This is a genomic window from Enterococcus faecium, from assembly GCF_029023785.1.
GTDB lineage: Bacteria > Bacillota > Bacilli > Lactobacillales > Enterococcaceae > Enterococcus_B > Enterococcus_B faecium.
In genome coordinates this window covers 561,396-588,073 of sequence record NZ_CP118955.1, presented here as the reverse complement: position 1 = coordinate 588,073, position 26,678 = coordinate 561,396, and the positions used below count along the sequence as shown (strand labels likewise).

General features: G+C 37.7%; 22 protein-coding genes and 2 pseudogenes. 3 read left to right on the top strand and 21 right to left on the bottom strand.

The genetic code is table 11. The features are described from left to right. Positions 1-81 precede the first annotated feature (81 nt). The 4 genes from PYW34_RS02730 to PYW34_RS02715 form a co-directional block, all read right to left on the bottom strand. Positions 82-2,175, bottom strand: a complete 2,094-nt coding sequence (locus PYW34_RS02730; RefSeq protein WP_002293776.1) for an LTA synthase family protein — start codon at positions 2,173-2,175, stop codon at positions 82-84. 748 nt (positions 2,176-2,923) lie between these two features. Further along, on the bottom strand, positions 2,924-3,547 hold the full coding sequence (locus tag PYW34_RS02725; RefSeq protein ID WP_002293828.1) for a hypothetical protein: 624 nt from the start codon (positions 3,545-3,547) through the stop codon (positions 2,924-2,926). Positions 3,548-3,705: 158 nt separating this feature from the next. Continuing rightward, positions 3,706-5,103 (bottom strand): glycoside hydrolase family 1 protein, encoded by a 1,398-nt coding sequence (locus PYW34_RS02720; protein ID WP_002293829.1) that lies wholly within the window; start codon positions 5,101-5,103, stop codon positions 3,706-3,708. Between the two features lie 31 nt (positions 5,104-5,134). Continuing rightward, entirely contained in the window at positions 5,135-6,106 is a 972-nt protein-coding gene (locus PYW34_RS02715; RefSeq protein WP_002293830.1) for a LacI family DNA-binding transcriptional regulator, read from the bottom strand. A 373-nt stretch (positions 6,107-6,479) separates the two neighbouring features. Here PYW34_RS02715 and PYW34_RS02710 point away from each other — a divergent pair, with 373 nt between their 5' ends. Next, positions 6,480-6,905, top strand: a complete 426-nt coding sequence (locus tag PYW34_RS02710) for a hypothetical protein (protein ID WP_002293832.1) — start codon at positions 6,480-6,482, stop codon at positions 6,903-6,905. 487 nt (positions 6,906-7,392) lie between these two features. Here the strand turns inward: PYW34_RS02710 and PYW34_RS02705 are convergent, their stop codons facing one another. Genes PYW34_RS02705 through PYW34_RS02695 form a run of 3 tightly spaced genes read right to left on the bottom strand, consistent with a single transcriptional unit; the run spans position 7,393 to position 9,125 of the window. After that, on the bottom strand, positions 7,393-8,094 hold the full coding sequence (locus PYW34_RS02705; RefSeq protein WP_002293834.1) for a deoxynucleoside kinase: 702 nt from the start codon (positions 8,092-8,094) through the stop codon (positions 7,393-7,395). Positions 8,095-8,109: 15 nt separating this feature from the next. Next, positions 8,110-8,550 carry a nucleoside 2-deoxyribosyltransferase gene (locus PYW34_RS02700; RefSeq protein WP_002293607.1) on the bottom strand — a complete coding sequence of 147 codons (441 nt, stop codon included), beginning with the start codon at positions 8,548-8,550 and terminating at the stop codon, positions 8,110-8,112. Continuing rightward, positions 8,550-9,125, bottom strand: a complete 576-nt coding sequence (locus PYW34_RS02695; RefSeq protein ID WP_002293608.1) for a TIGR00730 family Rossman fold protein — start codon at positions 9,123-9,125, stop codon at positions 8,550-8,552. The genes PYW34_RS02700 and PYW34_RS02695 overlap by 1 nt, the downstream gene beginning before the upstream one ends. 240 nt (positions 9,126-9,365) lie before the next feature. Here PYW34_RS02695 and PYW34_RS13040 point away from each other — a divergent pair, with 240 nt between their 5' ends. Continuing rightward, positions 9,366-9,575 (top strand): phenylalanyl-tRNA synthetase subunit beta, encoded by a 210-nt coding sequence (locus tag PYW34_RS13040; RefSeq protein WP_002296192.1) that lies wholly within the window; start codon positions 9,366-9,368, stop codon positions 9,573-9,575. A 397-nt stretch (positions 9,576-9,972) separates the two neighbouring features. Here the strand turns inward: PYW34_RS13040 and PYW34_RS02690 are convergent. From PYW34_RS02690 to PYW34_RS02650, 9 genes and pseudogenes are all read right to left on the bottom strand, one after another. Further along, a pseudogene (locus tag PYW34_RS02690) lies at positions 9,973-10,449 on the bottom strand (PTS fructose transporter subunit IIC); the annotation flags it as partial. Between the two features lie 161 nt (positions 10,450-10,610). After that, a complete protein-coding gene (locus tag PYW34_RS02685; RefSeq protein WP_002293839.1) occupies positions 10,611-11,312 on the bottom strand; it encodes a GntR family transcriptional regulator in 702 nt (233 codons plus the stop codon). A gap of 107 nt (positions 11,313-11,419) precedes the next feature. Beyond that, positions 11,420-12,863 (bottom strand): annotated as a pseudogene (locus PYW34_RS02680) (glycoside hydrolase family 1 protein). 13 nt (positions 12,864-12,876) lie between these two features. Then, positions 12,877-14,742: a beta-glucoside-specific PTS transporter subunit IIABC gene (locus PYW34_RS02675; protein ID WP_002296194.1), complete on the bottom strand. Its 1,866-nt coding sequence runs from the start codon at positions 14,740-14,742 to the stop codon at positions 12,877-12,879. Positions 14,743-14,862: 120 nt separating this feature from the next. Continuing rightward, complete coding sequence (gene licT / locus PYW34_RS02670; protein WP_002291144.1) at positions 14,863-15,714, bottom strand: BglG family transcription antiterminator LicT; 852 nt, start codon at positions 15,712-15,714, stop codon at positions 14,863-14,865. A 309-nt stretch (positions 15,715-16,023) separates the two neighbouring features. Further along, positions 16,024-16,737: a class A sortase gene (locus PYW34_RS02665; RefSeq protein ID WP_002293843.1), complete on the bottom strand. Its 714-nt coding sequence runs from the start codon at positions 16,735-16,737 to the stop codon at positions 16,024-16,026. A gap of 67 nt (positions 16,738-16,804) precedes the next feature. Further along, positions 16,805-17,131 (bottom strand): nucleotide pyrophosphohydrolase, encoded by a 327-nt coding sequence (locus PYW34_RS02660; protein WP_002293844.1) that lies wholly within the window; start codon positions 17,129-17,131, stop codon positions 16,805-16,807. Between the two features lie 122 nt (positions 17,132-17,253). Then, a complete protein-coding gene (locus PYW34_RS02655) occupies positions 17,254-17,481 on the bottom strand; it encodes a winged helix-turn-helix transcriptional regulator (RefSeq protein ID WP_002293846.1) in 228 nt (75 codons plus the stop codon). 321 nt (positions 17,482-17,802) lie between these two features. Beyond that, positions 17,803-19,056, bottom strand: coding sequence for a GHKL domain-containing protein (locus PYW34_RS02650; RefSeq protein WP_002296197.1), 1,254 nt, complete (start codon positions 19,054-19,056; stop codon positions 17,803-17,805). A gap of 60 nt (positions 19,057-19,116) precedes the next feature. On the opposite strand from PYW34_RS02650, the gene PYW34_RS02645 reads away from it, so the two are divergent. After that, complete coding sequence (locus tag PYW34_RS02645; protein WP_002288561.1) at positions 19,117-19,857, top strand: LytR/AlgR family response regulator transcription factor; 741 nt, start codon at positions 19,117-19,119, stop codon at positions 19,855-19,857. A gap of 85 nt (positions 19,858-19,942) precedes the next feature. Here the strand turns inward: PYW34_RS02645 and PYW34_RS02640 are convergent, their stop codons facing one another. The 5 genes from PYW34_RS02640 to PYW34_RS02620 all read right to left on the bottom strand — a co-directional run bounded on the left by PYW34_RS02640 (position 19,943) and on the right by PYW34_RS02620 (position 26,554). Beyond that, entirely contained in the window at positions 19,943-20,701 is a 759-nt protein-coding gene (locus PYW34_RS02640; protein WP_002333158.1) for a WxL domain-containing protein, read from the bottom strand. After that, positions 20,698-21,726 carry a DUF916 and DUF3324 domain-containing protein gene (locus PYW34_RS02635; RefSeq protein ID WP_002327385.1) on the bottom strand — a complete coding sequence of 343 codons (1,029 nt, stop codon included), beginning with the start codon at positions 21,724-21,726 and terminating at the stop codon, positions 20,698-20,700. The genes PYW34_RS02640 and PYW34_RS02635 overlap by 4 nt, the downstream gene beginning before the upstream one ends. Positions 21,727-21,745: 19 nt before the next feature. After that, positions 21,746-24,916, bottom strand: a complete 3,171-nt coding sequence (locus PYW34_RS02630) for an Ig-like domain-containing protein (protein ID WP_002333159.1) — start codon at positions 24,914-24,916, stop codon at positions 21,746-21,748. Positions 24,917-25,137: 221 nt separating this feature from the next. Next, a complete protein-coding gene (locus tag PYW34_RS02625; RefSeq protein WP_002333160.1) occupies positions 25,138-26,022 on the bottom strand; it encodes a diacylglycerol/lipid kinase family protein in 885 nt (294 codons plus the stop codon). A 94-nt stretch (positions 26,023-26,116) separates the two neighbouring features. Beyond that, positions 26,117-26,554 carry a hypothetical protein gene (locus tag PYW34_RS02620; RefSeq protein WP_002321308.1) on the bottom strand — a complete coding sequence of 146 codons (438 nt, stop codon included), beginning with the start codon at positions 26,552-26,554 and terminating at the stop codon, positions 26,117-26,119. Between the last annotated feature and the right edge of the window lie 124 nt (positions 26,555-26,678).

Sequence of the window (26,678 nt, the reverse complement as noted above, 5' to 3'; positions counted from 1 at the left end):
TAAAAAAATGTTTTTTTCATAAAAAATACCAACCTTCAAGCATTAGAATGTTGTCTAACTACTGAAGGTTGGTTTGATTGTTTATTGATTATTTTTTTGCTGTTCAACGTCTGTTCTTGTTACTGGATATAAGTTGGTTGTTGTTTTATTACCATTTTTTGAAAAGACACTTGTCGAATGTTCGCCTTTTTGCTTTTCGATTGCTTCATTACGTTCCGCTTCATTTTTATAGTCATATTTTTTCGGATCAATCGTCTCAAATCCGTTTGGCACATAAAACCGCAAGAGATTTTCCTGATTCAGCTTATCTGAAAGACTTAACGCAGTCTTGACTTTTTCCTGATCTTTGGAGATTTCCTCATCGATTCCTGCTGCTTTCGTATCGATGATTTCTCCTGTCTGATTATTGTAAGCTTTTCCTCCTAGGACGGTGTATTTGGGTGTCACAAAGTTCCCATTTCGAAAAGCAACTACTTGATCATGCTGAGAAGATAATAAGTCTGTACCAAAATGAAGATAATCTTTATCATCGATTCCCAATAGATGTAGTAATGTCGGCAAAACATCGATTTCTCCACCGTATTCATGATTGACTGTCCCTTTAGTATAACCAGGCATATGGATCATCAATGGCACTCGTTGCATCTGTGCGTTGTCAAATTCATCCCATGTATCTGGATCTTTACCAAGAGCGCTTGCTAAATCTTTATTATCTGTATTCGAGATCCCAAAATGATCCCCGTAAATCACAAAGATTGAATTTTGGTAAATACCAGATTTTTTCAAATACGTAAAAAATTGTTCCAATGATTGATCCAGATAATGTGCCGTTCGAACATAATTATCTACTGTGCTATTGCCAGTATTCAAAGATGGAAAGTCGAAATTCTTGTCATCCGTATAATAAGGCGTGTGGTTGGTTACGGAAAGAAATTTCGTGTAAAACGGCTGTTGTAGATGCTCAAGATATTGGGCAGATTCTCTGAATAAATCTTTATCTAATATCCCATAACCTAACGTTTCGTCGGATTCATCAAAATAAGATCGATCAAAGAAATTGTCATAACCTAAGTTTTTATATACATGATCTCTATTCCAAAAACTAGCTACATTCCCATGGAAAACAGCGCTTGTATAGCCTTGCTTTTGTCCAAGGATCGCTGGTGCGGCTTGAAAGACATTGTCTGACCCAAGTTCTGTGAATAATGAGCCTTGAGGTAAACCAAATGTGCCAGTTTCCAACATATTTTCAGCATCACTTGTCTTTCCCTGTCCTACTTCATGAAAGAAATTGTCAAAGCTGATCGTTGCTTGATTCTGGAAAATACTATTTAAAAACGGTGTGACTTCTTGTCCGTCTACCTTCATATTAATCAAAAACTGCTGGAAACTTTCTAAATGGAGAACGATCACATTTTTCCCTTTAGCGATCCCAAATGTTTCGGGATTTGGCTCTGCATAATGTTTCTTTGTATAATCTAAAACTTCATCAATCCCATTACTGCTTGCATGCGCGCGAACACTGCTAGTCATTCCTGTTTTGATTCCGTCATAAATAGTATACGCATCGATTCCTAGATATTTGACAATATATGAACGGTCAAATGTTCGCTGCAGCAATTGTGGACGGTTGGCTTCGCTCAGCGCTAGATTTCCTGAAAAAATAAGCCCTGAAAGACAGGTAACAGCGATAGCCATCGGTTTGCCGACAGGGTTGCTTTTGATAGGTATTTTCTTGACCTTCAACCAAACCAGTAGCCCAATGAACACAGCGATATCCAGCCAGTAGATGACATCATGGGGCTTCATCAAAGAAAAGGAGCTTCCTGACAATCCTTGCGACACTTTCGAAAAGCCTAATACAGATTTGACTGTAATGAAATCTGTGAATTCCCGATAAAAAATAATATTCAAGTACAACAAAAGCGTATTTAAAATATCAATGATCAAAAGAATAGCTAACGCTGGCTTTGGCTTTTTAATATACAAAGAAAGGCCAAAAAACAATAAGGTAGTCGCAATTGGGTTGATCCACAAGATAAAGTACTGGATCGTACCTTCCACACCTAATGAAAAATCTGCATAGTAGGCAATGATCGTCTTCAGCCAGAAAAAGAAAACAGCTGTCAAAACGATTGCTAAACGATTTTGGCACAATTTTTTAAGTTGTGTCACGTATATCACTTCTCTCTATTCACATTTTTTCTTATTTTGCTCCTGAAAAATGAAAATTTCCTAAAAAAGTTGTTATCTTAAGATTTTTTTATTCTTTCTAAAGATTATTCCGTCCACTTTTCACAGCATAAAACCGCTGCGATGTAAGCGATTAAACTAATGAAGAGATAAAAGTCTTGTGGTGACCGCTTCACTCCACGGTATTCAAAAGCCAGTTTCTCGGTATTCGTACAAAAAAAGAGGCTGTGACAAAATTCTTGTCGCAGCTCCTTATTTCTTGATGCAGGACAGCTTTTTCACAACTTCTTCCTTAAACGGTGTTCTCCTGCCAACTCCTCGGCCACAAGTCACAATATTTATAAAACATGAGAAGCTGTTTTTTGAAATTGTTCCTTGTGGCTCAGAGTTAAACGGCAGGCTCAAGACCTCTTGATACACGGTGTTCAATCAGCTGACCCTCGGTATTAGATTATGTCAGGACGCTAATTTTACAACCTCTTGGTAAACGGTGTTCAAAAGCTTGCATCTGCGGTAATAAGCCCAACCAAACGAAAAATATAAGGAGCTATTTTTTGAAATTGCTCCTTGTGGCTCAGAGTTAAACGGCAGGCTCAAGACCTCTTGATACACGGTGTTCAATCAGCTGACCTTCGGTATTAGCTCAAAAAACGGCAAAATATGAGGAACTATTTTGCCGTTTGTTTCTCTAATACTCAGGTCAAAACGCTGATTTCACAACCTCTGTTTTTCATTGTCCATAGGATTGATATTGTCCTTGTGATGACTCATTCGTAATAATTGAGGCTTGATTTTCTTCACTTCCCGTTATCGTTTGTCCACTGCCAGAATCTGAAGGACTTGTTCCTGTCGACTCGTTTTTTTGAGAAGAGACAGTTGTTTTCTTGACTTGTTCATTTGTCTTTTTCCATTCCGCTAAACGATCGGCGACCACTTTTTTGTCTACTTTTTCAGAATAAGCGGTGATCACTTTTCCATTTTTCAAACGGGCTACTTTGTCGCCATCATGAGTCAAAAGCAAAACGGTCAAATGCTTGTCTTTAAATTGATATTGTCTGAGAGAAATCGCACTAAGTACGTCATCGATATTAATAAATTGATTTTCTTCTTTTCCTTTTGGCAAATAAATGTCCAATTCGCCTTTTTCGTAATTGGCAGTTATTTTATACTCCGCCCACCAATAAGTTGAGAATTCTTTTTTGAAATTATCTACTGATTCTTTGCTTGCTACGATTTTTTCTGTTTCTTTCTGAGCAAGATCTGCTGTCATTTTTCCTGAAAATGCTGCGGATAAAATAAGCAGTAAGAAAAAACCGAATAACCAAAAGAGAAGAAACGGTCTTTTTTTCCTCATGCTTTCCTCCACTCCTATTTAATTTTGACTATTCTATTATATACAAAAAATGAAATAGAAAGACAAAAAAGTTGAAAAAGATCGTAAATAATTGAACTTCTTTTTCACAAAATGGTAAGAATGGAGAATTTCACGCATTTGCTCTCAACTATTCTTTCTTAAGCCTCAAATCCGTTTTTATCTGATACGTCTTTGAACCAATGACCCGATTTTTTGATTGTTCTTTTTCCATCTTGTGCTAAGTCTACTGAAATAAAGCCATATCGATTCTTATATGCATTGGTCCACGACCAGTTATCCATACATGTCCACATATGATAGCCTAAACAATTGGCACCTTCTTGAATGGCTTGATGGACATATTTCAGATGAGATTGGACAAATTCGATCCGATAATCATCGTGGATCATGCCATCTTCTTTGATAAATCGTGCTTCGTTTTCTACACCCATACCGTTTTCAGAAATAAAGCAGTCGATATTTCCATAATGATCTCGTACATTGATCAAAATATCATAGATTCCTTGTTCATAGATCTCCCATCCGCGATAAGGATTCATTTTACGACCAGGCATTTCATAATTGTCGAAATAATCCTCAGGCATTGGACCGTTTTTAGTATCGATTGGTGTTTCTTTTGCTTTTACCCGGCGTGGCTGGTAATAATTGATACCTAAAAGATCTACTGTATTTTCTTTGATAACCGTCAAATCCTCTGCATGGATCACAGGCATGAGATCAAGTTCTTTTACTATCTCAATCAATTCACTTGGAAACTCGCCTTTTACAGCTGGATCAAGGAATGAACGATTGAAGAACGCATCTGCTATTTGCGCTGCTTTAACATCTTCAGGGTTTGATTCGTCTCTTGGATAGCTTGGTGTCAGATTCAAGATGATACCAATAACACCACCTTGCTCCATTTCATGGTAAGATTTGATGGCTAACGCTGAAGCCAACGCTTCATGATAGCCAACTTGGATCGCTTTTTTCATATCTGACTCTTCTGGATAATGCCATCGATATAAATAACCTGCTTCGACTGGAACGATTGGTTCATTATGAGTAAACCATTTTTTTACTTTCGAACCAAACAATTCAAAACAACTTTTGGCATATTTTTCATAGGCTTCAACCGTTTCTCGGTTCAACCATCCGCCTTTTTCTTGCAGATACATCGGCATATCGAAATGATACAGATTCACAAAGGGTTCGATACCGTTTTCAATCAACTCATCAAAATAACGATGATAGAAACGAACGGCTTCTTCGTTGATTGTTCCAGATTCATCAGGTATCAAACGGCTCCATTGGATAGATGTTCGAAATGAATTATGCCCAGTCTGTTTCATCAACTGTACATCCTCTTGATACTTCGTATAAACTTGCGAGGTTTTTTCAGGTCCTACTTGATCAAAGAACTTTTGCGGTTCTTTTTTGTACCAATAATCAAAAATGTTCTCTCCTTTTCCATCGCCTGAAATCCTTCCTTCTGTTTGTGGGCCACTTGCTGCAGAACCCCACCAAAAATTTGCTGGAAATTGATATTTTTTCATCAAAGCACCTCTTTTTCTTTTTTAGTTCGTTTTAGTTGATTCCATGTATGATATTTTCCATCACAATCACTTTTTCATTTTCTTCCTCTTCTTTTTTGATTCGTTTTAACAGCTGTTCTGCTGCTCGTTCCCCGATTTTATCTGTTGGTGGCGTGATCGTGATTTTCGGAAGGATACTCAGATCGTTTTTATCTAAATAATCATAGTGACTGAACGCAATATCCTTCCCGATTCTGACACCTTCTTGATTGAAACATTCGATGGCACCAATCGACATATTGTAATTGCTGACAAAAATAGCAGTTGCCCCTTTTTCTAATAATGCTTTTGCCCCGTAATAGCCGCTTTTTCTAGAATAGTCTCCTGTAAAGACCTCTAATTGGATCGATGGATCATTTTGGACCGCTTCTTTGGCTCCTGCTAAACGTTCTCTTGCTACGTAGTCTGTTTGAGTGGCAGCAATAAATCCGATTTTTTTATGTCCTTGTTCACCATGATGAGCGATCACTTTTGCTACACTTTCTCGATCATTCACTAATATTGTATCAATACCTGCTGGTCCTTCTGGACAATTCAATGCGATAACTGGAATACTCATTTTTGTGAGCATTTCAAATCCAGACCACTCTTCTTCGGATAAGAAGACAATCAGCCCATCGATCACATGCTTCATCAGGTATTCAATTTTTTGTTCAATTTTTTCTGGCTGATCGGCAAACCCGCTTAATAATAAGCTATACCCATTTTCTTCAGCTACTCTTTCGATCCCTGAGACAACTTCCGACCCAAAACGGCTGGAAATCCCGTTTATCAAAAGTCCAATAGAGAAGCTTCGATTATTCTTCAACCCTTTAGCAATGATGTTTTCTTTATAGTCCAACGCTGAAATCGCTTCTGCTATTTTTTTCATGTTCTTTTCCTTCAGTTGCTGACCATTCAAGTAACGGGAAACTGTTCCCACTGAAACACCAGCCATCTTAGCCACATCACGGATCGATGCCATACATTCTCACTCCTGCCAGTTACATTTGATTTCTCTTTCTTGTTGTTCGATTATGATGACCGCATTCTTTGCATAGTGTTGCTTGTCATCAATATCCATATAACTAAAGTCTTCAGTAGAGCAACTTCCTCTCACTATTAATTATACTTAAACAAGTATTTGAACCGGTTCATTTTTAATATAGCATTTTTTTAAAAGATTGCAACACTTTTTTAAAACGCTTTCTGAAAGTGGCGGATTTTTTGCCTTTTTAAAATTTTATTCTAAAATTTACTCTATTTGTGGGTGTTTTGTGCGTTTTTCTCTTCCATCCGTTTGAAGTTTTACATTCCAATGGTATAATTTCTTTATCCTATCAAATGGGGGAAGTATTTTGAAGAAATTAATCGTACTATTTATTTTGTCTGCGGGACTTTTGACATTGACTGGCTGTGATTTGTTTGGCGGCTCTGACCAATCCTCGGACGAAACAACCGATTCTTCTGTCTTAAAAGCGGAAAAAGCAGATATCACCAACAGTGTATATACGCTAAAAGTACGTAAAGATATGGATTTATCCGCGGGACAGTTGACATTTACAGATAAAAAAATGGAATGGACACGCACGTATCAGACACAAGGAACTGATTCTTCTGAATCATCTGAAGAAAAAACAGTGCTGACAGATATCAAGATCACTACCAAAGATGACGAATATATTATTTCAGGAAAAGAAAATAAAAAAGAAACAACAGTCATATTTACAAAAATCGGTAATTACCGTTTGAAGGATGAGGATGGCAACATCTACAGTCTATAGTGCCGTCTGTTGGATCTTCTTTTGTTTCTCCCCTTCTTTTCTGCTATAGTAAAGAAGCAAGATGATTGTAAAGGAGACGAAATGGATGATCGATAGTCCTGATTATTGTACATGTAATAACAACAAAAATATCCATACAGAATTTAATGACCAAGGAAGCTTGAGCATATGCGACAACTGTCACAAACTAGTCAAAGATTCATTTAAAACATTTGAATCTTATCCTGTTCAAAATTATGTAAAAAGTAGAAGAAGATAAACAAATCCAAGCAAAACTCACTATGGCTGATTTTTATGAACTTCAAACTCAGCTTCTTCCTTTGATCAAGCTTCATCAGTAAAACAAACAGTGGATCATTTCAGTTTACAAATCAAAGAGTAAAGATTTATTTATTTCAAATATTTGAATATAAAATAACCAAACGATAGAAAGGCTTATTCTACATCACGTAGTAATTTTTCTTTCCCGTCGTTTGGTTTTTTATTTTTAGCCTAATTCTTGACCTTTTGCATGCTGGTTATCCGTAAAATATTTTCCAGCAGGCTTTCCTTCCAATTCAGCTAATTTTTCTTGGATCTGACGGATCACCTTTTTTGCATCTTCTGGATTTTCTACAAAATCGAATTTATCCCCATCCACTTGTATTTTAGGACATACATCAAAATCTTCATACCATTGATTATAGCGGGTGTTCAACGTTTCATAATAGGTATATAACGTCTCATCGCTTTCTAGCTGTTCATAGTCACGCCCACGTTTTTTGATACGTTCTAGCATCGTGTCCAAAGAAACTTTGATATGGACCATCAAATCAGGCCGTTTTTTTGGAGCAACATCATCTAACTCGTTTAGCATCGTATCTAATAAGCTATCGTACTGCTGTACTTCGATATCCGTTACCCGACCTAAATCAGCGTTTAGATGGAACAACAGGCTATCTTCATAGATGGATCGGTCTAGCACATTGTCATCGTTCACTAAAGCATTTTTCATTGCTAAAAATCGCTTGTTCAAAAAGAAGATTTGCAATAAAAAAGCGTACTGCTCAGGATTTGAATAAAAGAGCGGCAATACTTCGTTATCTTCGACATTTTCATAAAATGGTTTAGAATCAATCTCTTTTGCAAGCATATCCGTCAAACTGCTCTTACCTGCACCAATCGTTCCTGAAATCAAAATCACTGACATACAACCCTTCCTCTTCTATAAGTACTCGCCTACGTAAGTTTCAACAGGCAATGTTTCAAAATCATATTCACGTACAGCTTGGTCTGATTTTAAATACGTATGGAGACTTTGTGTAATCATCAAGTTCGTAGGTACCGTCTCTTCTTGTACAATGATCATCGGTTTTTTCAACATAGTTGCCACACCTAATTCGTAAGCCGTTCCTGGATCGATTGTTTGATGCTCAAAGTCAAGGATAGCAACAACAAATTCTGCATTTGTCAGTTCTTCCATATCTTTTTCGTATACTTCCTGCGCCCATCCAGCGCTGAATAGTTCATAATTGCTTTCTTGGTGATGACGTGGAGAGTAGAAACTTGTGACTGTTTTGTTTTCCTCCAACGCTTTTTCGATACGACTTACTCGATCGATTTGCTCCTCTGAAAAAAATGGTCCTGCTAAATATATTTGACTCATTATTTTGCCTCCTTCAATAATAACTGATTTTTAATAGATACTGCTCGTAATTCATTGACCAGTTCCAATGGATTGTTGGAAAAGATTACTTGATCCAACCATTTTTTATCCATAAAATCCTCTTTTGCAAAAGTTTCTAATAATTGTTGCAAGCCGCTGTAATAACCGCCAATATTCAATATTCCGATTGGCTTGTCGGGCGTCAGACCGATTGCTATCCAAGAAAGAAGTTGTGAGAATTCCTCCAATGTACCTAGACCTCCAGGGAAAACGAGGACAGCATCTCCCTTTTCAAATAATAATACCTTTCTTTCATCGATCGTTTCTGTAGGAATAAATGTAGTAACATCTTTTCCAGGCAATTCAGTTTCAAAAAGCCCATTCGGATAGATACCTGTGACTTTTCCGTTATTTTCCAGTACTGTTTTACTAATCACTCCCATAATCCCGGAGTATGAACCACCGTAAACCAGTTCGATTTCTTCTTGTGCCATGTATTTTCCTAACGTTTGCGCAATAAATTTGTAACTTTCTTTATTACCAAAACGGGAACCGCAAAAAACAGTAAGTTTCATAAAAAAACACTCCCTAACTCAAAAGTCTATCTTCATTCTACACGTGTTTTTTTAAAATAAAAGACTAGATTTTGTAGTTTTTTAGTGGTATATAGGATAGACACCACTATATATAGTATTTAGAAAAAAATCATTTTTCAGCTATTTTATAGATAAAACAAAAATAAATAACGTGTTTTCATCGATATGAAATGACTTACTTATAGAAGATACTGGGATTTCGTCCTATATGCCAATAACGTGTATTATTTTAAACAACAAATACTTGTTTCTTTTATTAACGAAAAAATCATTTTGTTCTCGTGTTATGTTTCACTGATAAATGATGTTTCTCTAAATAAAAAAGCCGACGAACTAAACGATCAAAATTTGATCATTTTTGTTCATCAGCTTCTCCTAAAAATCTTTTTGTTAACGATAAATAGCTGGATTTGTAAAAATATCACTTGAATCGTCACTGCTGGAAGAAAATTCAGTGATAACCGCACCTGTTGCGCCTGCCTGGAACTAGTGTTTGATATTGGGCTCGAACGTGTACTGATCTCTAGCATGAAGAATAATTTCTTTTTTTACTGTATAATAACTTTCTTTCCTTTTTGGAATAGTACAGGAAAGTTTTTTTGTTTCCTTTCCTTCGACATAAGGTATACCAGACCCTTTCGACAACGAAAGGTTCTCATTTTTCCTTCATCGTCATTTCAAGGAGGGTGCCGATGCTCTGGACAGTTTCGATCGCTCCTAAACCAAAATCTGTATATTCGATTCTTTCTAACTCTGATTCTTTCATACCATTCCTGCCTCAAGGTACATCTATTGTACTTTTTTCTTGTAATCCATTCTGCCTCTCCTAACTAATTGTCAAATCATCCCAAGATATGTCTTCTTCCTCTTTTTCTTCTTGGATGATTTCTGCATTCGGATCTACTGGTTTTTTCAATAATAAAATGGTTATTCCTGTGACAAAAGAACCAGCTAACAATGCACCAATGAATGCCCATGGTCTGGTCATCGTAGCGACTGCAAACATTCCCGATGCCGGAATACGGCTATCTGCGCCCCAAAACATGCTTAATCCGCCACCTACTGCCCCACCGACTCCCGTTGCTATGACATTGCGTGCCAAGTCGTTCAATACGATAGGGAAACATCCCTCTGTGATCTGACAGATCCCCATAGGAAAAGCGGTCTTCAATGTATCGATTTCTTGACGATTGAGTATATTTTTACGAATGATTTTCCCTAAGAAATAAGCGATCGTCAAGCCGAATGGGGTTACCATCGAAGCTAAAATCAATACAGTGATTGGTTCATAGATTCCTTCTGAAAATCGTGCCACACCCCCTTATCCAGAATAAATGGTAATCCAGAAACAGCCGTGTATCTGCGGTAATAAGCCTAACCAAACGAAAAATATGAGAAGCTATTTTTGTTTGGCTGTTCTTATTACTTGATGCAGGGCAGCTTTTTCACAACCTCTTTTTTTATTTATGTTTCATAATCAATATGGTAAGGATGCAGCTCCGTATGGTAGACCGCCTCCGAATATTCAATCATTTCCCCAATTTGCGTAGACGATTTCCGTATCCGTTTGATGCCGATCTGTGCGTCTGTTTTCAGAATTCCTTGTTCTTCTTCTGTTAAAAATACTGCCGAGAAATCATCAGAAAATGAGTCAATAGTATATCCTTTTTTCGTCAGCAAACGATACAAAGATTCTTTGCCAAATTCTTCTCTGCTGAATTGCATCATTTCTTGTGGAAGATAATGAACAAAATAAATATAAGGCTGATTGTTCAAATAATATAAGCGCTTAAAACAAACAGCTTGCTCACCGAAAAAGGAAAACAAAGGATCTTCCTTCTTTATATGGACCAATTGCAAATCCAGCGTTTCTTTCCGGACTTCATATCGGGAGTTCTCCAAGATTTGCGTAAAGCTTGCCGCTTTGGATAATCGATTGTAAGGACGATTGCTTAGAACCGTCGTCCCACGACCACTTTTCTTTGCGACATATTCATCTGATGCCAGCAGTTCGATTGCCTTTCGGACAGTGATTTTGCTGACTTGAAACAGTTCTTCTAATTCACTTTCTGTCGGCAACATCGAACCGACTGGATATTTTCCTGAGAAAATATCTTCTTTAATTTTATCTGCGACTTCCAAGTATAGTACACGTGTCCTTTTCATAACGTCACCCTTTGCTTTACTATTACTAAAAGAATAGCACATAAAAAATAAAAAAAGAACACAAATCACATGTGAGAAGTGTGTTCTTTTTCATTCAGCTGCTTTAATTACAAGTTTACGCCATTTGAGGCAATTACTTCTTTATACCAATCAAAAGATTTTTTCTTTGATCGATTCAGTGTCCCATTTCCTTCATCGTCTAGATCCACATAGATAAAGCCGTAACGTTTACTCATTTCTCCTGTTGATGCACTGACAAGATCGATACATCCCCAAGGCGTATAGCCCATCAAATCTACACCGTCTGCTACTGCATTAGCCATCGCTTCGATATGACGACGTAAATAATCGATCCGATAATCATCAATAATCGTGCCATCCTCTTCCATATGATCAATGGATCCAAGACCGTTTTCAACAATGAATAATGGTTTCTGGTAACGATTGTATAATTCATTCAATGCGATTCTCAGCCCTTCTGGATCGATCTGCCAGCCCCATTCACTTGCCTCAAGAAACGGATTTTTTACTCCTCCCAGCAAGTTCCCTTCTGAAGTTGCTGCTTGTGGATCAGTCTCATTGATTGCCGTAGACATATAATAACTAAATCCGATGTAGTCCACTGGATATTCTTTTAGCAACTGGAAGTCTTTTTCCGTTTGCTCTAATTTTTCCGGATCGACTCCATATTTTTTATGGGTACGCGCTGTGTATGCAGGGTATTCTCCACGTACTTGGACATCCGTGCAGAAAAAATTGAATTCTTGGTTTTGGATCATTGTTGCTGCCTGATTGACTGGATTGGCATCGATGCTGTAAGTTGTTGCATAGATAATCATGCAGCCGATTTGGATATCCGAACGCAATTCGTGGCCGATTTTTACGGCTTTGCTACTTGCAACGAATTGATTATGCCATGCTTGGAAAATATTTTGGTACTCTCCTGCTCCATTGCTTTTTACTAATCCTTGACTTAAAGCTGGAAAGTGAAAGGCCGAATTGATTTCATTGAAAGTCATCCAATATTTGACTTTACTGCTGTATCTCTCTAATACTGTCTGAGCAAATCGTTCATAGAAGTCGATCAGTTTTCGATTTTTCCAGCCACCGTATTCTTTTGCCAAATGAAGAGGCATTTCGTAATGAGAAATCGTGATCACAGGTTCAATATCATATTTTAAGCACTCATCAATCAGCTGATCATAAAATTCTAATCCCGCTTCGTTAGGAGTACCTTCGTCTCCATTTGGAAAAATTCGTGTCCAGGCAATCGAAAAACGATAACATTTGAATCCCATTTCCGCAAACAAGGCAAGATCTTCTTTGAAACGATCGTAATGATCGATTCCTCGATGATTCGGGTAAATATATTTTTCTTGATCAATCGTCCAGTCAAATTCTTCACTGCCGATAATCGCAAAGCGCTGCTTACCTCCAGGCATAGCATCTGCAACGGATAGTCCTTTTCCGTCTCGATCATAAGCCCCTTCTAATTGATTTGGCAGCAGTTGCTCCACCCCATAAAAATTTTTCTGAAAAACGTGATTGCATCCTGATTTCCTCCTTATTTTACAATTGCCAGAACATCTTCGTTTGCAATAATCTCTTTTTGGTCTAATTCAAGTATATCGGCAAATGCATCAGTATTCGTAATGACAACTGGAGTGATTACGCTATAGCCAGCTGCTCTAATTGCTTCGATGTCAAAACGAATCAATAAATCTCCTGCTTTGACGAGATCCCCTTGTTTGACTAAGATCTCAAAGCCATTCCCATTTAATTCTACTGTATCCATCCCGATATGAATCAAAATCTCCGCTCCGTCAGTCGTTGTGATCCCTACAGCATGTCCAGTTGGAAAAATAGTCGTGATCTCTCCGTCTGCAGGTGCAACTAGTTCTCCTACTTCTGGATCAATAGCGATACCTTTTCCCATCACGCCAGAAGAAAAAACTTGGTCTGGTACTTCACTCAATGGCAGTACTTTACCCGTTAAAGGACTTTTTAAGGTATGCCGTGCTGAAGTAATCGGTTCTCCTGCATTCGCATGTTTGTTTTCTAATTGATTGTCTTGTGTTTGTTCGTCAAATCCTAAAATCAATGTACCTACGAATGCAAGAACAAAAGCAATTCCTGTAGCTATTACTGCTACTGTCACATTTGACTCTACACCATCCACCGTATTAATGAAAGTCGGAATCGTCAATAAGCTGACTAAACTGCTGGAGAAAGCTTTTACTCCGGAAAATCCGATAATAGCTCCACCAATACCTCCAGAAATACAAGCGGCAATGAATGGTTTCTTCAAAGGTAATGTCACACCATACACAGTTGGTTCAGTGATTCCAAATAACGAAGTCACTGTAGAAGAAATCCCTAATGCTCGAAGTTTCGTATCTTTTGTTCGCAATGCTACAGCTAAAGCAGCCCCACCTTGTGCCAAGATGGCTGGAAGAAGCATTGGCATCAATACATCAAACCCATATTGTTCGATATTCAAAAACATGATCGGTACGAATCCCCAATGCATGCCGAACATCACGAATACTTGCCATAAACTTCCCATGATTAGACCTGCTACGATTGGACTAAATCCATAAATCGAGTTGAAGAGACCGCCTAAAGCATTACCGGCAACCGTCCCGATTGGTCCTAAAGCAAGAAATGTTAATGGAACCATCACTACTAAAACGACAAGCGGAACTAAAATCATTTGCAGAAATTGCGGAATCACTTTTTTTACGAATGGCTCTAATTTACTTTGAACCCATACGGCTAGAATGATTGGTATGACAGAAGAAGTATAACCAGATGGTGAAAGAATCACTGGGATCCCAAAGAAACTGATAGCTTCTCCCGCACCAGCAACTGCTGTGATAGCTGGATACACAAGTGCCATAGCAATTGCTACTGCTAAAAACTGGTTGGCTTTGAACTTTTTAGCTGCTGTAAAAGCAAGCATGACAGGTAAGAAGGTAAAGACACCATCTGCTGCAGCAAACAATATTTGATAAGTACCGCTATCAGCTGTCAGCCAGCCCATCACCGTTGCCAATGATAAGAATCCTTTCAATACCCCGGCGGCTGCCATCGCCCCTAGAAAAGGTGTAAATATACTAGAGATAATATCGATCAGACGATTCAAAATATTTTTGGACTCTTCTTTTCCATCCTCCGAAACTGCAAGACCTTCCTCATCCACGATCGATTGATAAACATCTGCTACATTACTGCCAATCACTACTTGATACTGACCGCCACTTTGTACGACTTGGATCACGTCCGGGTCTTCTTTTAACTTTTGCGTATCTGCTAAAGATTCATCTTTTAATCTGAATCGCAACCGCGTAGCACAATGTACTAAACTTTTGACATTCTTTTGTCCTCCTACCGCTTCCCATACACGACGACCAACTGCTTGATTATCCATTGTTTTTTCCTTCTTTCTTTTTTATTTAAAAAATAAAAACCCAGATTGAAAAAAACAGTCACAAACATTCGTGAACCTATTTTTTCAATCCAGGTTTTGCCTGCCATACAGTAACAATCCTTATGATTGGATGCTTTTTTTCTCACTTACTACTCTTTGAATATGAATCGTTAAATAAATCTGCTCTGCGATCCCCATTTCCTGTTTTTGCGTTTGTCGAAGATACTCATTGATCCGTTCGACACAATGAAACGCTTTTGGATACTTTCCTTGAACTAATGCGTAGAGAAATTCATCTTGCTCGTCAGATCCTTCCCCTTTGAGATAACGCTGGGCAAAAAACTGCAGATGAGTAATGATACGCTGATAATTCAAAGATTCTTCATCGAACACGATGCCGAAGAATTTACTGATGATACTCAGTATATCTCTTACCATTGTGGTAGCGGTCATCGTCACTTGCATGTCTTCGTTTCCTTGTTGGCTATTCACAAAATGAAAGGCAATAAAACCGGCTTCATCCTCAGAAAGTTCCACACCCGTCTTTTGTTTCACGAACAAAAGAGCCTCTTTCGCTGCTTGATATTCTTTCGGATAAAATTTTTTTGTTTCAAATAATAATGGATTAGGCAGTTGGATATTTTCTTTTGCTCGTGTGATCGCATAATGAAGATGATCGGTCAATGTCAGATAAATATTAGGCGAAAATTCAACTTTTAGTTTATCTTCAGCCAGTTCGACTACTTGTTTGACCCATTCGATCTCCTCTGCCGGAATATCAGCCATCAGCTGCTGGAATTGGTTTTTAGCAAAAGAATCTCTTAAAACAAATTCTTTTTGGACCGCTTCTGGCGAAATCTCGTCCCCAATCTTTTTTTGAAAAGCTAGTCCTTTTCCCATACAAACGACTTCTTCCCCGAATCCATTTTTCGAAATGACGACATTGTTATTCAAAATTTTATCAATTTTCATTTTGCTTCGCCCTCTCAAGAAAAATAAAAAAACCTAGAATTCGCCTACTGTTTCTTAGCTGAATTCTGGTTTTGCCTGCCGTACAGTAACAATCCATTTCTTATTCAAAATCATCATACCATCGAATTTTTATTTATGCAAGCCTTTTCATATAAAAAATAAAAAAACTGGAACACAAGTCTATCTAGAAAACAACCAAATCAGAGATGCACCTCTTTGCGTTTCTCTTTTTTTCAGCAAATTGGTTTTTCCTTATCGATTCATATCCTTTGGCTGTTTTTAATCTGTAACGACTTATGTCCCAGTATCCTAAAATGTTTTTGTCTCTAGATTGAAAGCAGATCTCATATCATCTGTCGCATCTTTTATCGATGTAACACTTTCCAGTTCTCCTTGTACAACTAGTCGCGTGACGGCGTCCATGTCGCCACAAGTAATTAGTGTGACAATTTCTTTTCCCTCGACTTCATTCAGTAATTGGGTATCTGTAGGAGCAACTTTTTCTTTAAAAAATGTTTTGTATGTATACACATTTTCTAAATCTGTCAAATAGATCTTGGCACCCATCTCTAAATTTTCTAGCGGTGTAAACAGCAATTCAGGGTTCGTTGCACGATGGCTTGCTAAGGCATAATTTCCTTTTCCCATTTCTTGATCTGGAGATAATGTTCCTGCTCCGTAAAGTAGTGACGTATTATCCAAGCCTTTGAAAACCGGTAAATTGATTGAAACTGAAGGGACTGCGATACTAGCAATCACTGGTAGATCTGTTCCTCTCATTTGCGACCTCATGACCCCTTCTGTCGTCATTGGTTCTACCGCATCAAAGTCAAAACTGACATCTTTATCGTTATTCTTTTTCAGATCTTCTTTTGTTACATTCGCTATAGCATATTTATCTCCTGTCTCTCTGACAAGATAATCCTTGATCTGTTCATTGAAAATCAAAGCTAGTCCTACTAATAACAAGAGGAACAAGAGGATATTGACTAGCCATCTTTTTGCTTTTCCTTTTTTTTTCATTTTCTCTCCCTCCAGACTCATTTTACTGTTTTTCTTTTGCTCTTTCCAACAGCCGAATGACACATTTCTACAACTCTGTGTATTTTTTTCGTACACCTGCGCTTTTTTCTACAGGATATTTCAAATTATTTTTGATCAATTTTTCTTCAATGATCTCATCTAGATCCAGGTGAAGGTTGTCTGCCATCATGTATGAATAGATCAATACATCTGCCAGTTCTTCTTTGATTCGTTCTAATTGTGTTTCTTTTACTTCTTCCGGCGTTTTCCATTGAAAAAGTTCTAACAATTCAGATGCTTCCAAAGAAATAGAGATAGCCAAATCTTTTTCGTTATGAAATTGTCGCCAATTACGTTCATCTCTAAACTGGTTGACTTTTTCCATACTATTCATTTGCTTGCCTTCTTCCAATCACTTCTTACTTGATTAATCATACCATTTTTTTACATAAAAAATAGATGATGCTTTTAAAAAAACTCCTGTTTTCTTTTATTTAAAATAAATGTCATAGAAAATCAATAATTTAGGTAGCCACCATGTGTATGCAGTAGCGTGTCTTCTTCCCTTGAGGCTTTTTGTTTTTCGATACGTTCTTCTTCCCAAACAGACAACGCTACTAGAATCTCTCTTAATGATTTTCCTTCTTCGGTGAGCGAGTACTCTACTTTAGGCGGGACTTGGTTATAGGCTTTTCGATGGATACTTTCATCTTGTTCTAACTCTCTTAACTGCTGGGTCAGCATTTTTTTTGTGATCGTAGGGATTTGCTTGCTTCTCCACGCCTAAAATAAGCGATATTGCTCTTCCCTTTATCTGGTGTAAGCAAAGCAGTTAGCATTTTGACGATCGTGGGTTCCGCTTTTCACTTCTTATCTACTTAGTATCATGAAGTATACTTTCGTACTAATACTAAGTAGCGGAAGTGTCAACTACTTTGTTTAACTACATAGCAAAAGAAACAGAAGGGTGACAACGGTCATCACGCTTCTGTTTCTTTTGAATATGCTGTGTTGTTGTCTCTATCTCCGTGTAGACTTTCCTCAAACTTATCCTTTGACAGTAAGTCAGTAGGCTGATTTGCTCTTTCTAGATGCCAGATACATTTCTACAAAAAAATAGTGATTCTGTTTTGAAAATTCGATTTTTAGTTCTGCATTTTCGTAAACATCCAACATTTTTTTCGCACTGTATAGACCTAACCCGCCATTTTTTTTAGAGGTTTTTCCTCTTTTGACCATCTCCGATAGCGTCAAATTCGTTGGATTTGCCTTGTTCGCTATACTAAAACGTGATCCCTCTTTTTCTTCCAGCAGATTGATCGTAATCGGACTCTGATCGGCTACACGATGATCGAATGCGTTAGAAATAAAAATAGATAAACAGCGAATAAAAACAACCAGATCAATCGGGATTGTTTTCACTTCGACAGGAATAACTACTTGGATCGGGATTTTCTCCGATTCTGCTTTTTCTAGAAATTTTAAAAAGACACCCCTGACAGCTGGGGATACAATATTTGTTAGCTGTTGTATTTGCGGTTTTTCAAAAATAGCTGCAGAATGATCTTCTAATATTTCTAAAAATTCCAACGTTTCTTTTTTATTTTCCTGAAGAGTAATTTTTAATGAAAACAGTAGACTTTTATAATCATGTTTGAATTCCTCTAGATGATGGTAATATTCTTCATTTATTTGATACAGTTGAAGCGATTCCTGATGTTGTCTTTCTTTTACTTGGAAACTGATCAACATAATGGAAAAAAACAAAGAAAAAAAACTGATGACTATCGACAAAAGAGATAGAAGCAGATAATTAGATGAGCGGAAGTGAACACTTCCCAATACCAAGTAAATCACGCCCCAGCTTAATAAAATACAAATACCTCCAAAATAGTGTTCAGTTGGATAAGTAAAAAGCAAGTTGAGAAATCTCGTCTGTTTGTCTATACTTTTTACTAATAGATAGAAAATAAATGCGATAAGTAGTGCAAAAAAACTTGCTGTTCCAAGATGTCTCTTTCCTAAATAATCCATCAGATCAAAAACCAGAAAAAAGCTGAGTCCAGTGATAGCAAAAAAAAGATTACTGATCAAACAGCTGATAAACAGGTTTTTCGTAGTAAAATAAAAAAGAAACATCAATAATAAGCCAACTAGGTAAGGAAAGCTCACTTTAGGGATAGGAAGTAAAAGTGTCACCACCATCAAAGCTATACAACCAAAGCTGTTTTTTACTAGCAGTTGTTTCGAAAAGAATAAATAGATACCTAAATCTAAAATCAAAGTAAAGGTCAAATAAAGTGTCACTGTTGCGACCATCTTATTCCTCCATTGTTTTGTTTCAAAATGTACACATATTTTTTTAATAGGAGCCTGCATATGAAAAAGTATTTTATCATAGAAGATAACCAGTTTCACAGCGAATGGATCATCAGAGAATTGGTCAATCATCATATCGAGAATATCGTGCAGCTCACTTCTATCTCTCAAATCAATCAGTTGATCCAGTTGGGCACTATTGATAATCACGATGTTTTCTTTATCGATATCGACTTGAAGCAATCACTCACAGGTATTGATGTCGCCGAACAAATACGTAAAAAAAATGCACATAGTAATATTGTTTTTTTCACCGCTTATACGAATTTTGCAGTAGAGATCATCAATCGGAAAATCCTTCCGATTGGATATATCAGAAAAGACAGGAATTTATCTGAACAAATTCGTCAAGTGCTAGAACAGATCAATTGGAAAGAACAGCAGATCGTAAATGTCGATAAAATCTTTATTGATCAAAAAGGTGGAAGTCTCGTCCTGTATCCTCGGGAAATTTTATATATTGAAAGTATCAAAGGTTTGAAAAACCAAGTTATGGTCAAAACAACTACAGAAGATAAATTAGTGAATACTTCTTTAAAACAATTGAAGACAGAGTTAGAAAAGTATGCTTACTTTTTACTTTTAAAATCTTACTGTATCAACTTATCGCAATTGCAGAAAATTGATTCTGCTCATTATGTGTTAGAATTTTTCAACGGTGACTCCTTACTCGTTGGTCGAAAGATCTTTGAAAAGACAAAGGAACGTTTCCATGACTTCCAAAAAACTGCTTCGAGTTGATGAATAAGAGCTGAGACGTAAGCATAGCAGATTTCAGGGAGTGGGCCTTGAATCGGCTCCACTCCCTGAAATCGTTGATATGATTTTACGCTTCCTCTTCTGTAGGAGCATCTGTTAACGACCATGTGAATGTTGAAACGTAGTTGTCTACAGCATAATTGGATACAGGAACAAATAATTCCACTGATTGTCTCCCTTGTTCCACATTCTCTCCTAATGAATAAATCCATGTGCCAATCCCTTCATTTGCTCCTGCAGTTACTAGATCTACTGCCTGATCTGCTGGGATTTCGATTCCTTCAGCGCCAGTTCCAGAAACGGTAGATGGCATTCCACTGCTATTAGTTGCGCTATTTCGAATCACGGCGTTTTTGAATTTCACCTTTGAACCAGTTAGTTTATTCGTATCAGATGTTGTACCAATAAATTCTGTTCGTTTGACTGATAATTTCCAACCGGCATAATTTCCGCTTTTATCCGTTACTTGTACGAAATTCTGTACTTGTGTTTGTGCTCCAGTACTGTCCGTTCCGCTTTGTAATGCAGCATATACTGTTTTTGCTGTACCTAACTTGATTGTTCCAAAATCAAGATCTGGAGCTTGGTCAATCGTCAGTAATCCGGATGTTCCCTTATTTGGTTCGTCAGGTGTAAACGGCGTATCGGGATCATTTGGATCAACAGGAGGAACTGGAACAACGTCTTCAGGATTTGCAGCATCTGGTTTGGTCACAGAAATCGTTCCTTCTGTAGTGGCTGAGCTCTTATTCTCAGCAAAAACACTTTGTGTACATAATAATAGACTTCCAGCTAGAACGGTACTTAATGCAATTGTTTTTTTCATTTCTTTTTCCTTCTTTCTTTTAAAATAAATAATCCAGCAAATAAGCCAATAAGAATGACTCCAACAAGTATCAGCCATCGCCAGTCAAATGTTTCTGGCTGATTTTTTAAATCAATATCCTTTTCATTCAATTGGTCCGCTGCATCATCAGTTATTTCAAAATCGGTATGGAGATTCCAGCGTTTTTCTTTCCAAGCACCCTTCACAACCGCTTGATAATGTCCCGGAGCTAATTTTTTTCCTTCTAATGGGACAAGTAAATCAAAATTTGTATTGGGTGCTACATCTATTTTTTCTTTTTTTATTGAAAGGTAAGGCTCTTTTGTTTCTTTTTTGTAGATTTCAACCGATGTAGTCAAGCCGAACATATAAGAAGCATTTGGATTTTGAAGATTCGCCTTAATCACATTTCTTCCATCGCTTTGATCCGCATAAGCTTTTTTTAATTTCAAATCTGGGGAAGACTCTTTTTCGCTATTTCGAATCAAGATTGCTTTCACTTGAGAAAACTGATTGACGACACCAACTGTACTTTTGTTAGAAACGTTCTCTTTTTTTTCTTGAAACGTGATCCCTCCTGCGACCACACCAGCCAGCTCTTTTTCTGGCGCTTTCAGTGAAAGTGTCTCAGTGACCGCACTTTGAGGAGGAACAGTTATTTCTCCCACTGTTTTTGCTAAGTTTTTCATATCATAACTTAATGTTTCATCTAATTTACTTTTTGATTCTCCATATTCGATCACACCGTTTGAATTCGTCGTAGCGGAGTGGATCAATGTCTCAATTGTTACTGATTTATCTGTTCGGTTAAAGACCGTGTAGGGGATTTCCTGTGTTTTCCCAGGCTCCATTCTTACATTTATATATGTTTTGTTCTTATCAATCTGATTAGCCGGTAATTCAAAATCTACCGCAAAATTGAATTCGGAGGCATGGACAGGTGTCTGCCAAAGGATGAATCCAAGGAGAAGGATCATAAGTAAAGAGCAGTTGTTTCGATGACTTTTATTCCATATTCGATTCATCAATCATCCTCCTTGATCTTTATTCTGTCGGCGCATCTGCTAATGTCCATGTTATCTCTGCTGAGTAATTACCAGCTATCTGATTTTCTTTGGTTAAGACAAGTTTAAACGTCCGACCGTTATTTAAATATTCTGAATAATCTGCTTGCACATTCGTTGAATTTTGTCCTCTGACAATTTCCAGTTCTTCTTCATTCACTAATTGATACTCCTCTCCTTTCTTGAAATATAGGACATCCTGCATAGAAAATCCTGCATCATTTGTGAAAGGCTGAGATAATTTTATCGTTAAGATCCACGGATTTTTCGTTTCTCGCTGATCATAAATCCATAATTTTTCCTGTATATCCATTTGGCCAAATGCTTCTTGTGTCAAACCAGTTGCTTTGATCTGACCAAAATCGAGTTTGGAAGGGGCAAGAAATGAGAGACCACCTTCTACTACGATCTTCGTAGCAGGTGCAAAAGGCGGGGCATCATGATAAACAACTGGCGTATCACTTGGATTGTGATTCCCAATTTCATCGTTGGTACTTGGCTTGTTCTGCACACCCTTAGCAGTAGCTTCTCCTGCTTGGTCGTTTAATACAATTTCTAATACATCTCCTGCAAAAAGTTGATTTTCTGGGATAGAAAGAACAAATTCCCCTGTATCATCAATAGTTGTTTCTGACAAAACAGCTTGATTTTTTTTCAATGAAACCAAGGCTCCTGCTTCACCTGTACCTGTGATCGTGCGAGAAGCTGCATTGATTAACGTGGTACTTAAATTAGCAGGTTCAGGAGGAATCACATCGACTGTCGTTTTGGCAGAGTCCAGTTCTGTCACTTCTTGGCCACCTCTTACTTTTTTAGCAGCAACTACTTGCACTTGATCCCCCGTTGTTAGTCTTTCTTTGTTGGGTACTTGAACTTCAAACAAACCGCCTTGTTCGCCTTCTCCCCACGGATTATATCCTGCCCCTTTATTTTCATCTGTTTGTCCTTGTGTGAGAGTAGTAATTTCTACAGGTGATTTCGTCGTATCTGCATAAGTAATACGTAAAGTCACTTCTACTTCGCCTGTCCAAGCATCTCTTGGCTTTGCCTCGACACCTTCGGGAACAACGACATGCCCATAGATTTTTTTATCTGCATTCGTTGGTACTCTTAAGGATTCAATCATCGGAAGCTGGTTATTGGCACTGATTCGATTATAATTTTTCATTCCGGCACCTGTCTGAGCAAATTCATTTGTTAAACCTGCACTAGGGCTTGATACAAAATTACCTAAGTCGGTTCCATTGATCGATAAGTCTGTCATATCAGAAAAATAATCCGGATCTTTTTCAAAGTTATCGAACGTTGCTCCTGCCTTTCGCCATAAAGCAATTTCTGAATGAGCGATCTTCAAAGAAGAATCGCCATTTCCTTGAAATACCCAGCCACCTATGCCATTAGTCTCGCTTCCGATCCGTTTGTTTTGGAAATCGAAATAGGTAGGAGATTCTAAGTCTACATTCAACACATCCCCACTGATGATGCCAGTCTTATCTTCCCCAGTTTTCCCGACCATGACTAAATAAGTTTTTTCGCCAGCCATAAAGTTCAAATCAATATCTCCAGTTGTATCTACGGTAGCTCCGGAATCTGCGCGTATATCGATATTTGATTTTTCTCCAGTAACCGTAAAATCAGCTGACCCTGGACTTTCTAGAAAACCAGAAGCGTCATAAAATTGGATCGCTTGGTTTCCTTGATTGAGTCTGTTCACATAAGATTTGCCATCCCCTGCATTTCTTACCTTCAATGAGCCTCCATTAGTTACTGTTAGTTTTTGCGTACCGTTCTCAAAACGAACTGCGCTAGAACGACCACTTTGCTTATCAATATCGATGACTGATCCGGCTCCTTCTACGATAAAAGAAAGTCCTTTCCTTACAAAACGCATCCCATTGTTTCCAGGTTGGTCGCCATCTCCAGCCATTTTGACCGAGATTTGTCCACCACTTGATACATGGATTTGACTAGAATCTCCTTGCAGGCGAAATCCGCCAGTAGTCGCTGTATTGATTGTGATTTTCCCATCATTCGACACAGCGACTCTTGATCCTGAGCCTCTCATTTGGATAATTCCGCGATTGTTGTCGTTGGTAATATTGATCTTTGTATTTACCGAAAATTCACTTCCTGAGCCACTAACTTCAAATGTGACATTCCCGGGTAGCGTATCGACAGCCTCTCCTTCATCGCTGACGCCATCTGCCCGATCATAGTCAAGAGAGACCTTTGAACCACTCAAGATATGGAGTCCTGGTGCTGTTTTTCCACTGCCCGTCTCATCACCTGAATCTAGAAAACCATAGAATTTTCCTAGATATGGTCCACAAAGCTGACTACCATTGATTACATTTAGCTGATAGCTTCTACAAAAATAAGCTTTACCCGGAGCGGCATTCATCCCTTCTTTCACTGGTTGGACATCCAATACACCGGAAACACCATCTAATGTGACAGTTGCACGAGGGGCGTAAATCAGGCCTAATTTAGAACCATCATATAAGTCAAGTGTCCCGGTAAATTTTATTTCTCCCGTAAAATGATATCTGCTTCCCCAAAAATCGGACATATAAGCAATGATAATGGCATTTCCATCGATATTTGGTATCAACCCACCTGGATGAGCTGCCGTTCCTTTAAAATTCTGAAACTCGATCGACTGAGGTGTCTCATTGATATAGATGTGATGTTTGCCGAAATTATGAGCAAGTCCGCCAAAATCGATAACGATATCTCGCTTGATCTCCAATTCCCTGTCTAAAGTCAAAGGCTGAGTTAAACGAATCTTAGCTACTGATTCGTCTGCGAGAAGCTGCGTCAGTTCTTCTGTTGTGGCAGCTTCGCTGTACCCATCCGCTGAAACAACTCTAACCTGTACCTCTTCACTGCTATCAGACGTTTGTTCAGCTACTTCTGAGGTCTCACTTGTCTTATTTTCTTCTTGCCTTGTATTAGAAGTAGGCGCCTCACTTTGGGATTCTGTAGTTTCAGAAGTAATTGATTCTTCTGAAAAAGTAGTCTTGTCAAAACTTTGATTCTCTGATTGCGTTGATTCGCTTGTTTTCTCTACATCGGCAAAAACGGATGTCACCATCAAGAGAGGGAAGACAAACAAAATCGACGCAATCAGCTTTTTTACATATTGATTCATTCTCCACCATCCTCTCTGACGTTTTGACAATTTTATTTTAACGTTTTAATTTATTTGTAATTGTACTTTCATATTTAAAATATGTATGTTTATGGAAAATTTTTCTGTTAGGTGAAAATTTCTTTTTTGTACAAAAAAAGGCTGTGACAAAAGTCTTGTCACAGTCCCTTATCCCGAACAAGCGGTGTTCTCCTGACAACTCTTCGGCCACAACCTCCATTTTAACAATAAACCTGTAAATGTGAGGGTAACACTTTGATTATCACAGGTAATTTATCCCCTTCATCCCCATCAACATTCGTCGTCAATTCTTCCTCATCAGCTAATGACACAACTAATTGCTCACAAGTAAGATAGGCTAGATTTTTCGTAGATTCATCTACTCCTTTTAATAGGTCTGGCAATGTTTTAAGCGTATCGATCAAAGAAGAATCTTTTAAATAAACCAAATGGAGCTTACCATCATCCACTTTTGCATTTGGAAGTAATGTTTCAAAACCGCCGACTGAGTTAGTTAGTCCTATCAGCAAGGTACTGCTCTCAATTTCTTCCTTCTTTCCATCAACTTCTACGTGAAACGAGTAGGATTGTGTGGAAGCTAACTGTTTGATTCCTGACATGAAATAAGCTAGTTTTCCAAATTTCGTCTTCTTCTCCGCATCTACATCATTGATTGCTTCAGGGATAGAGCCAATTGCGACGACATTCATAAAATAGTCGTCATTTATTTTTCCAATATCCAATGGCTTGACTGATTCAATCGAAAAATGATTGATCGCTTCCTCAGGTTCTAGCGGTATCCCTAATGCTCGAGCCAAGTCATTCACCGTACCCAATGGGAAAAATCCGAAATTTGGCCGATGTTCTTGTTCAGCGATTCCACTGATTCCTTCGTTGACTGTTCCATCTCCGCCCATGACAAACACACTATGATACCCTTCCGTAGCCGCTTCGCGAGTAAAGTTTTTTGCATCCCCTGCTTTTTTTGTATGCAAGACGACCACTTCATCAAACACCGATTTCAATTTTGCTATCGCTAATTGCTCAAATTCCTTTGCTTGTTCACCGCCTGAACTGGGGTTTACCACTAATAAAACTTTTTTCATCACTTTCTTTCCCTTCTCATTGATTTCTTTAATATAACGATAGCATAAAGAAAAAAATTAGGCTGTGATGAAGTACTGTTCATGAAACATTCATTTATTTTTTGACAAGATAAAACACCCATACTATAAAACTGAGGAAAATTAAAACAATGATATAGGAAATAAAAGAAAATGATAGGCATTGTATACCTAATAAAGTAAAAATCTTAGGTGGCAGATAAAAACACAAAAATAGCAAGAGAATGTAATAGCGTTTCTTCCACTTTTTGTTATCAGACCTTATAGCGATCAGAGGAATACCAAATGCATAACTGAAAAACTCTTGATGTACTGTTAATATGTCACGACCTTGAATAATAAATGCGACAATCCCCGCTATAATTAGTGTGCCTAACACCAAAACGGAAAATTGATGAATATATTTTATATACAAATGATCCATTGTACTTCCTGCCTTTTTATTTGTGAGAAAAACAAATCCGTATACGTGAATAACTTCTAGAAATAAAAGAAATTTGCAAAACCACTCCATTTATCTACTTCTACGTGCATTTTTTAATATCGTTTTCTTTATTTAAGATTATACAGAAAAATATCTAGGGTGGCTGGATTCTAAGTAAAAAAAATTTTTAAAATAAAAAGAACTAAATCAAGTA

Coding starts and splice junctions, on each gene's coding strand:
- PYW34_RS02725 (WP_002293828.1), bottom strand. CDS start 3,547: ATGAGGAAAAAAAGACCGTTTCTTCTCTTTTGGTTATTCGGTTTTTTC.
- PYW34_RS02720 (WP_002293829.1), bottom strand. CDS start 5,103: ATGAAAAAATATCAATTTCCAGCAAATTTTTGGTGGGGTTCTGCAGCA.
- PYW34_RS02715 (WP_002293830.1), bottom strand. CDS start 6,106: ATGGCATCGATCCGTGATGTGGCTAAGATGGCTGGTGTTTCAGTGGGA.
- PYW34_RS02705 (WP_002293834.1), bottom strand. CDS start 8,094: ATGTCAGTGATTTTGATTTCAGGAACGATTGGTGCAGGTAAGAGCAGT.
- PYW34_RS02700 (WP_002293607.1), bottom strand. CDS start 8,550: ATGAGTCAAATATATTTAGCAGGACCATTTTTTTCAGAGGAGCAAATC.
- PYW34_RS02695 (WP_002293608.1), bottom strand. CDS start 9,125: ATGAAACTTACTGTTTTTTGCGGTTCCCGTTTTGGTAATAAAGAAAGT.
- PYW34_RS02685 (WP_002293839.1), bottom strand. CDS start 11,312: ATGAAAAGGACACGTGTACTATACTTGGAAGTCGCAGATAAAATTAAA.
- PYW34_RS02675 (WP_002296194.1), bottom strand. CDS start 14,742: ATGGATAATCAAGCAGTTGGTCGTCGTGTATGGGAAGCGGTAGGAGGA.
- licT (WP_002291144.1), bottom strand. CDS start 15,714: ATGAAAATTGATAAAATTTTGAATAACAATGTCGTCATTTCGAAAAAT.
- PYW34_RS02665 (WP_002293843.1), bottom strand. CDS start 16,737: ATGAAAAAAAAAGGAAAAGCAAAAAGATGGCTAGTCAATATCCTCTTG.
- PYW34_RS02660 (WP_002293844.1), bottom strand. CDS start 17,131: ATGAATAGTATGGAAAAAGTCAACCAGTTTAGAGATGAACGTAATTGG.
- PYW34_RS02655 (WP_002293846.1), bottom strand. CDS start 17,481: ATGCTGACCCAGCAGTTAAGAGAGTTAGAACAAGATGAAAGTATCCAT.
- PYW34_RS02650 (WP_002296197.1), bottom strand. CDS start 19,056: ATGGTCGCAACAGTGACACTTTATTTGACCTTTACTTTGATTTTAGAT.
- PYW34_RS02645 (WP_002288561.1), top strand. CDS start 19,117: ATGAAAAAGTATTTTATCATAGAAGATAACCAGTTTCACAGCGAATGG.
- PYW34_RS02640 (WP_002333158.1), bottom strand. CDS start 20,701: ATGAAAAAAACAATTGCATTAAGTACCGTTCTAGCTGGAAGTCTATTA.
- PYW34_RS02635 (WP_002327385.1), bottom strand. CDS start 21,726: ATGAATCGAATATGGAATAAAAGTCATCGAAACAACTGCTCTTTACTT.
- PYW34_RS02630 (WP_002333159.1), bottom strand. CDS start 24,916: ATGAATCAATATGTAAAAAAGCTGATTGCGTCGATTTTGTTTGTCTTC.
- PYW34_RS02625 (WP_002333160.1), bottom strand. CDS start 26,022: ATGAAAAAAGTTTTATTAGTGGTAAACCCCAGTTCAGGCGGTGAACAA.
- PYW34_RS02620 (WP_002321308.1), bottom strand. CDS start 26,554: ATGGAGTGGTTTTGCAAATTTCTTTTATTTCTAGAAGTTATTCACGTA.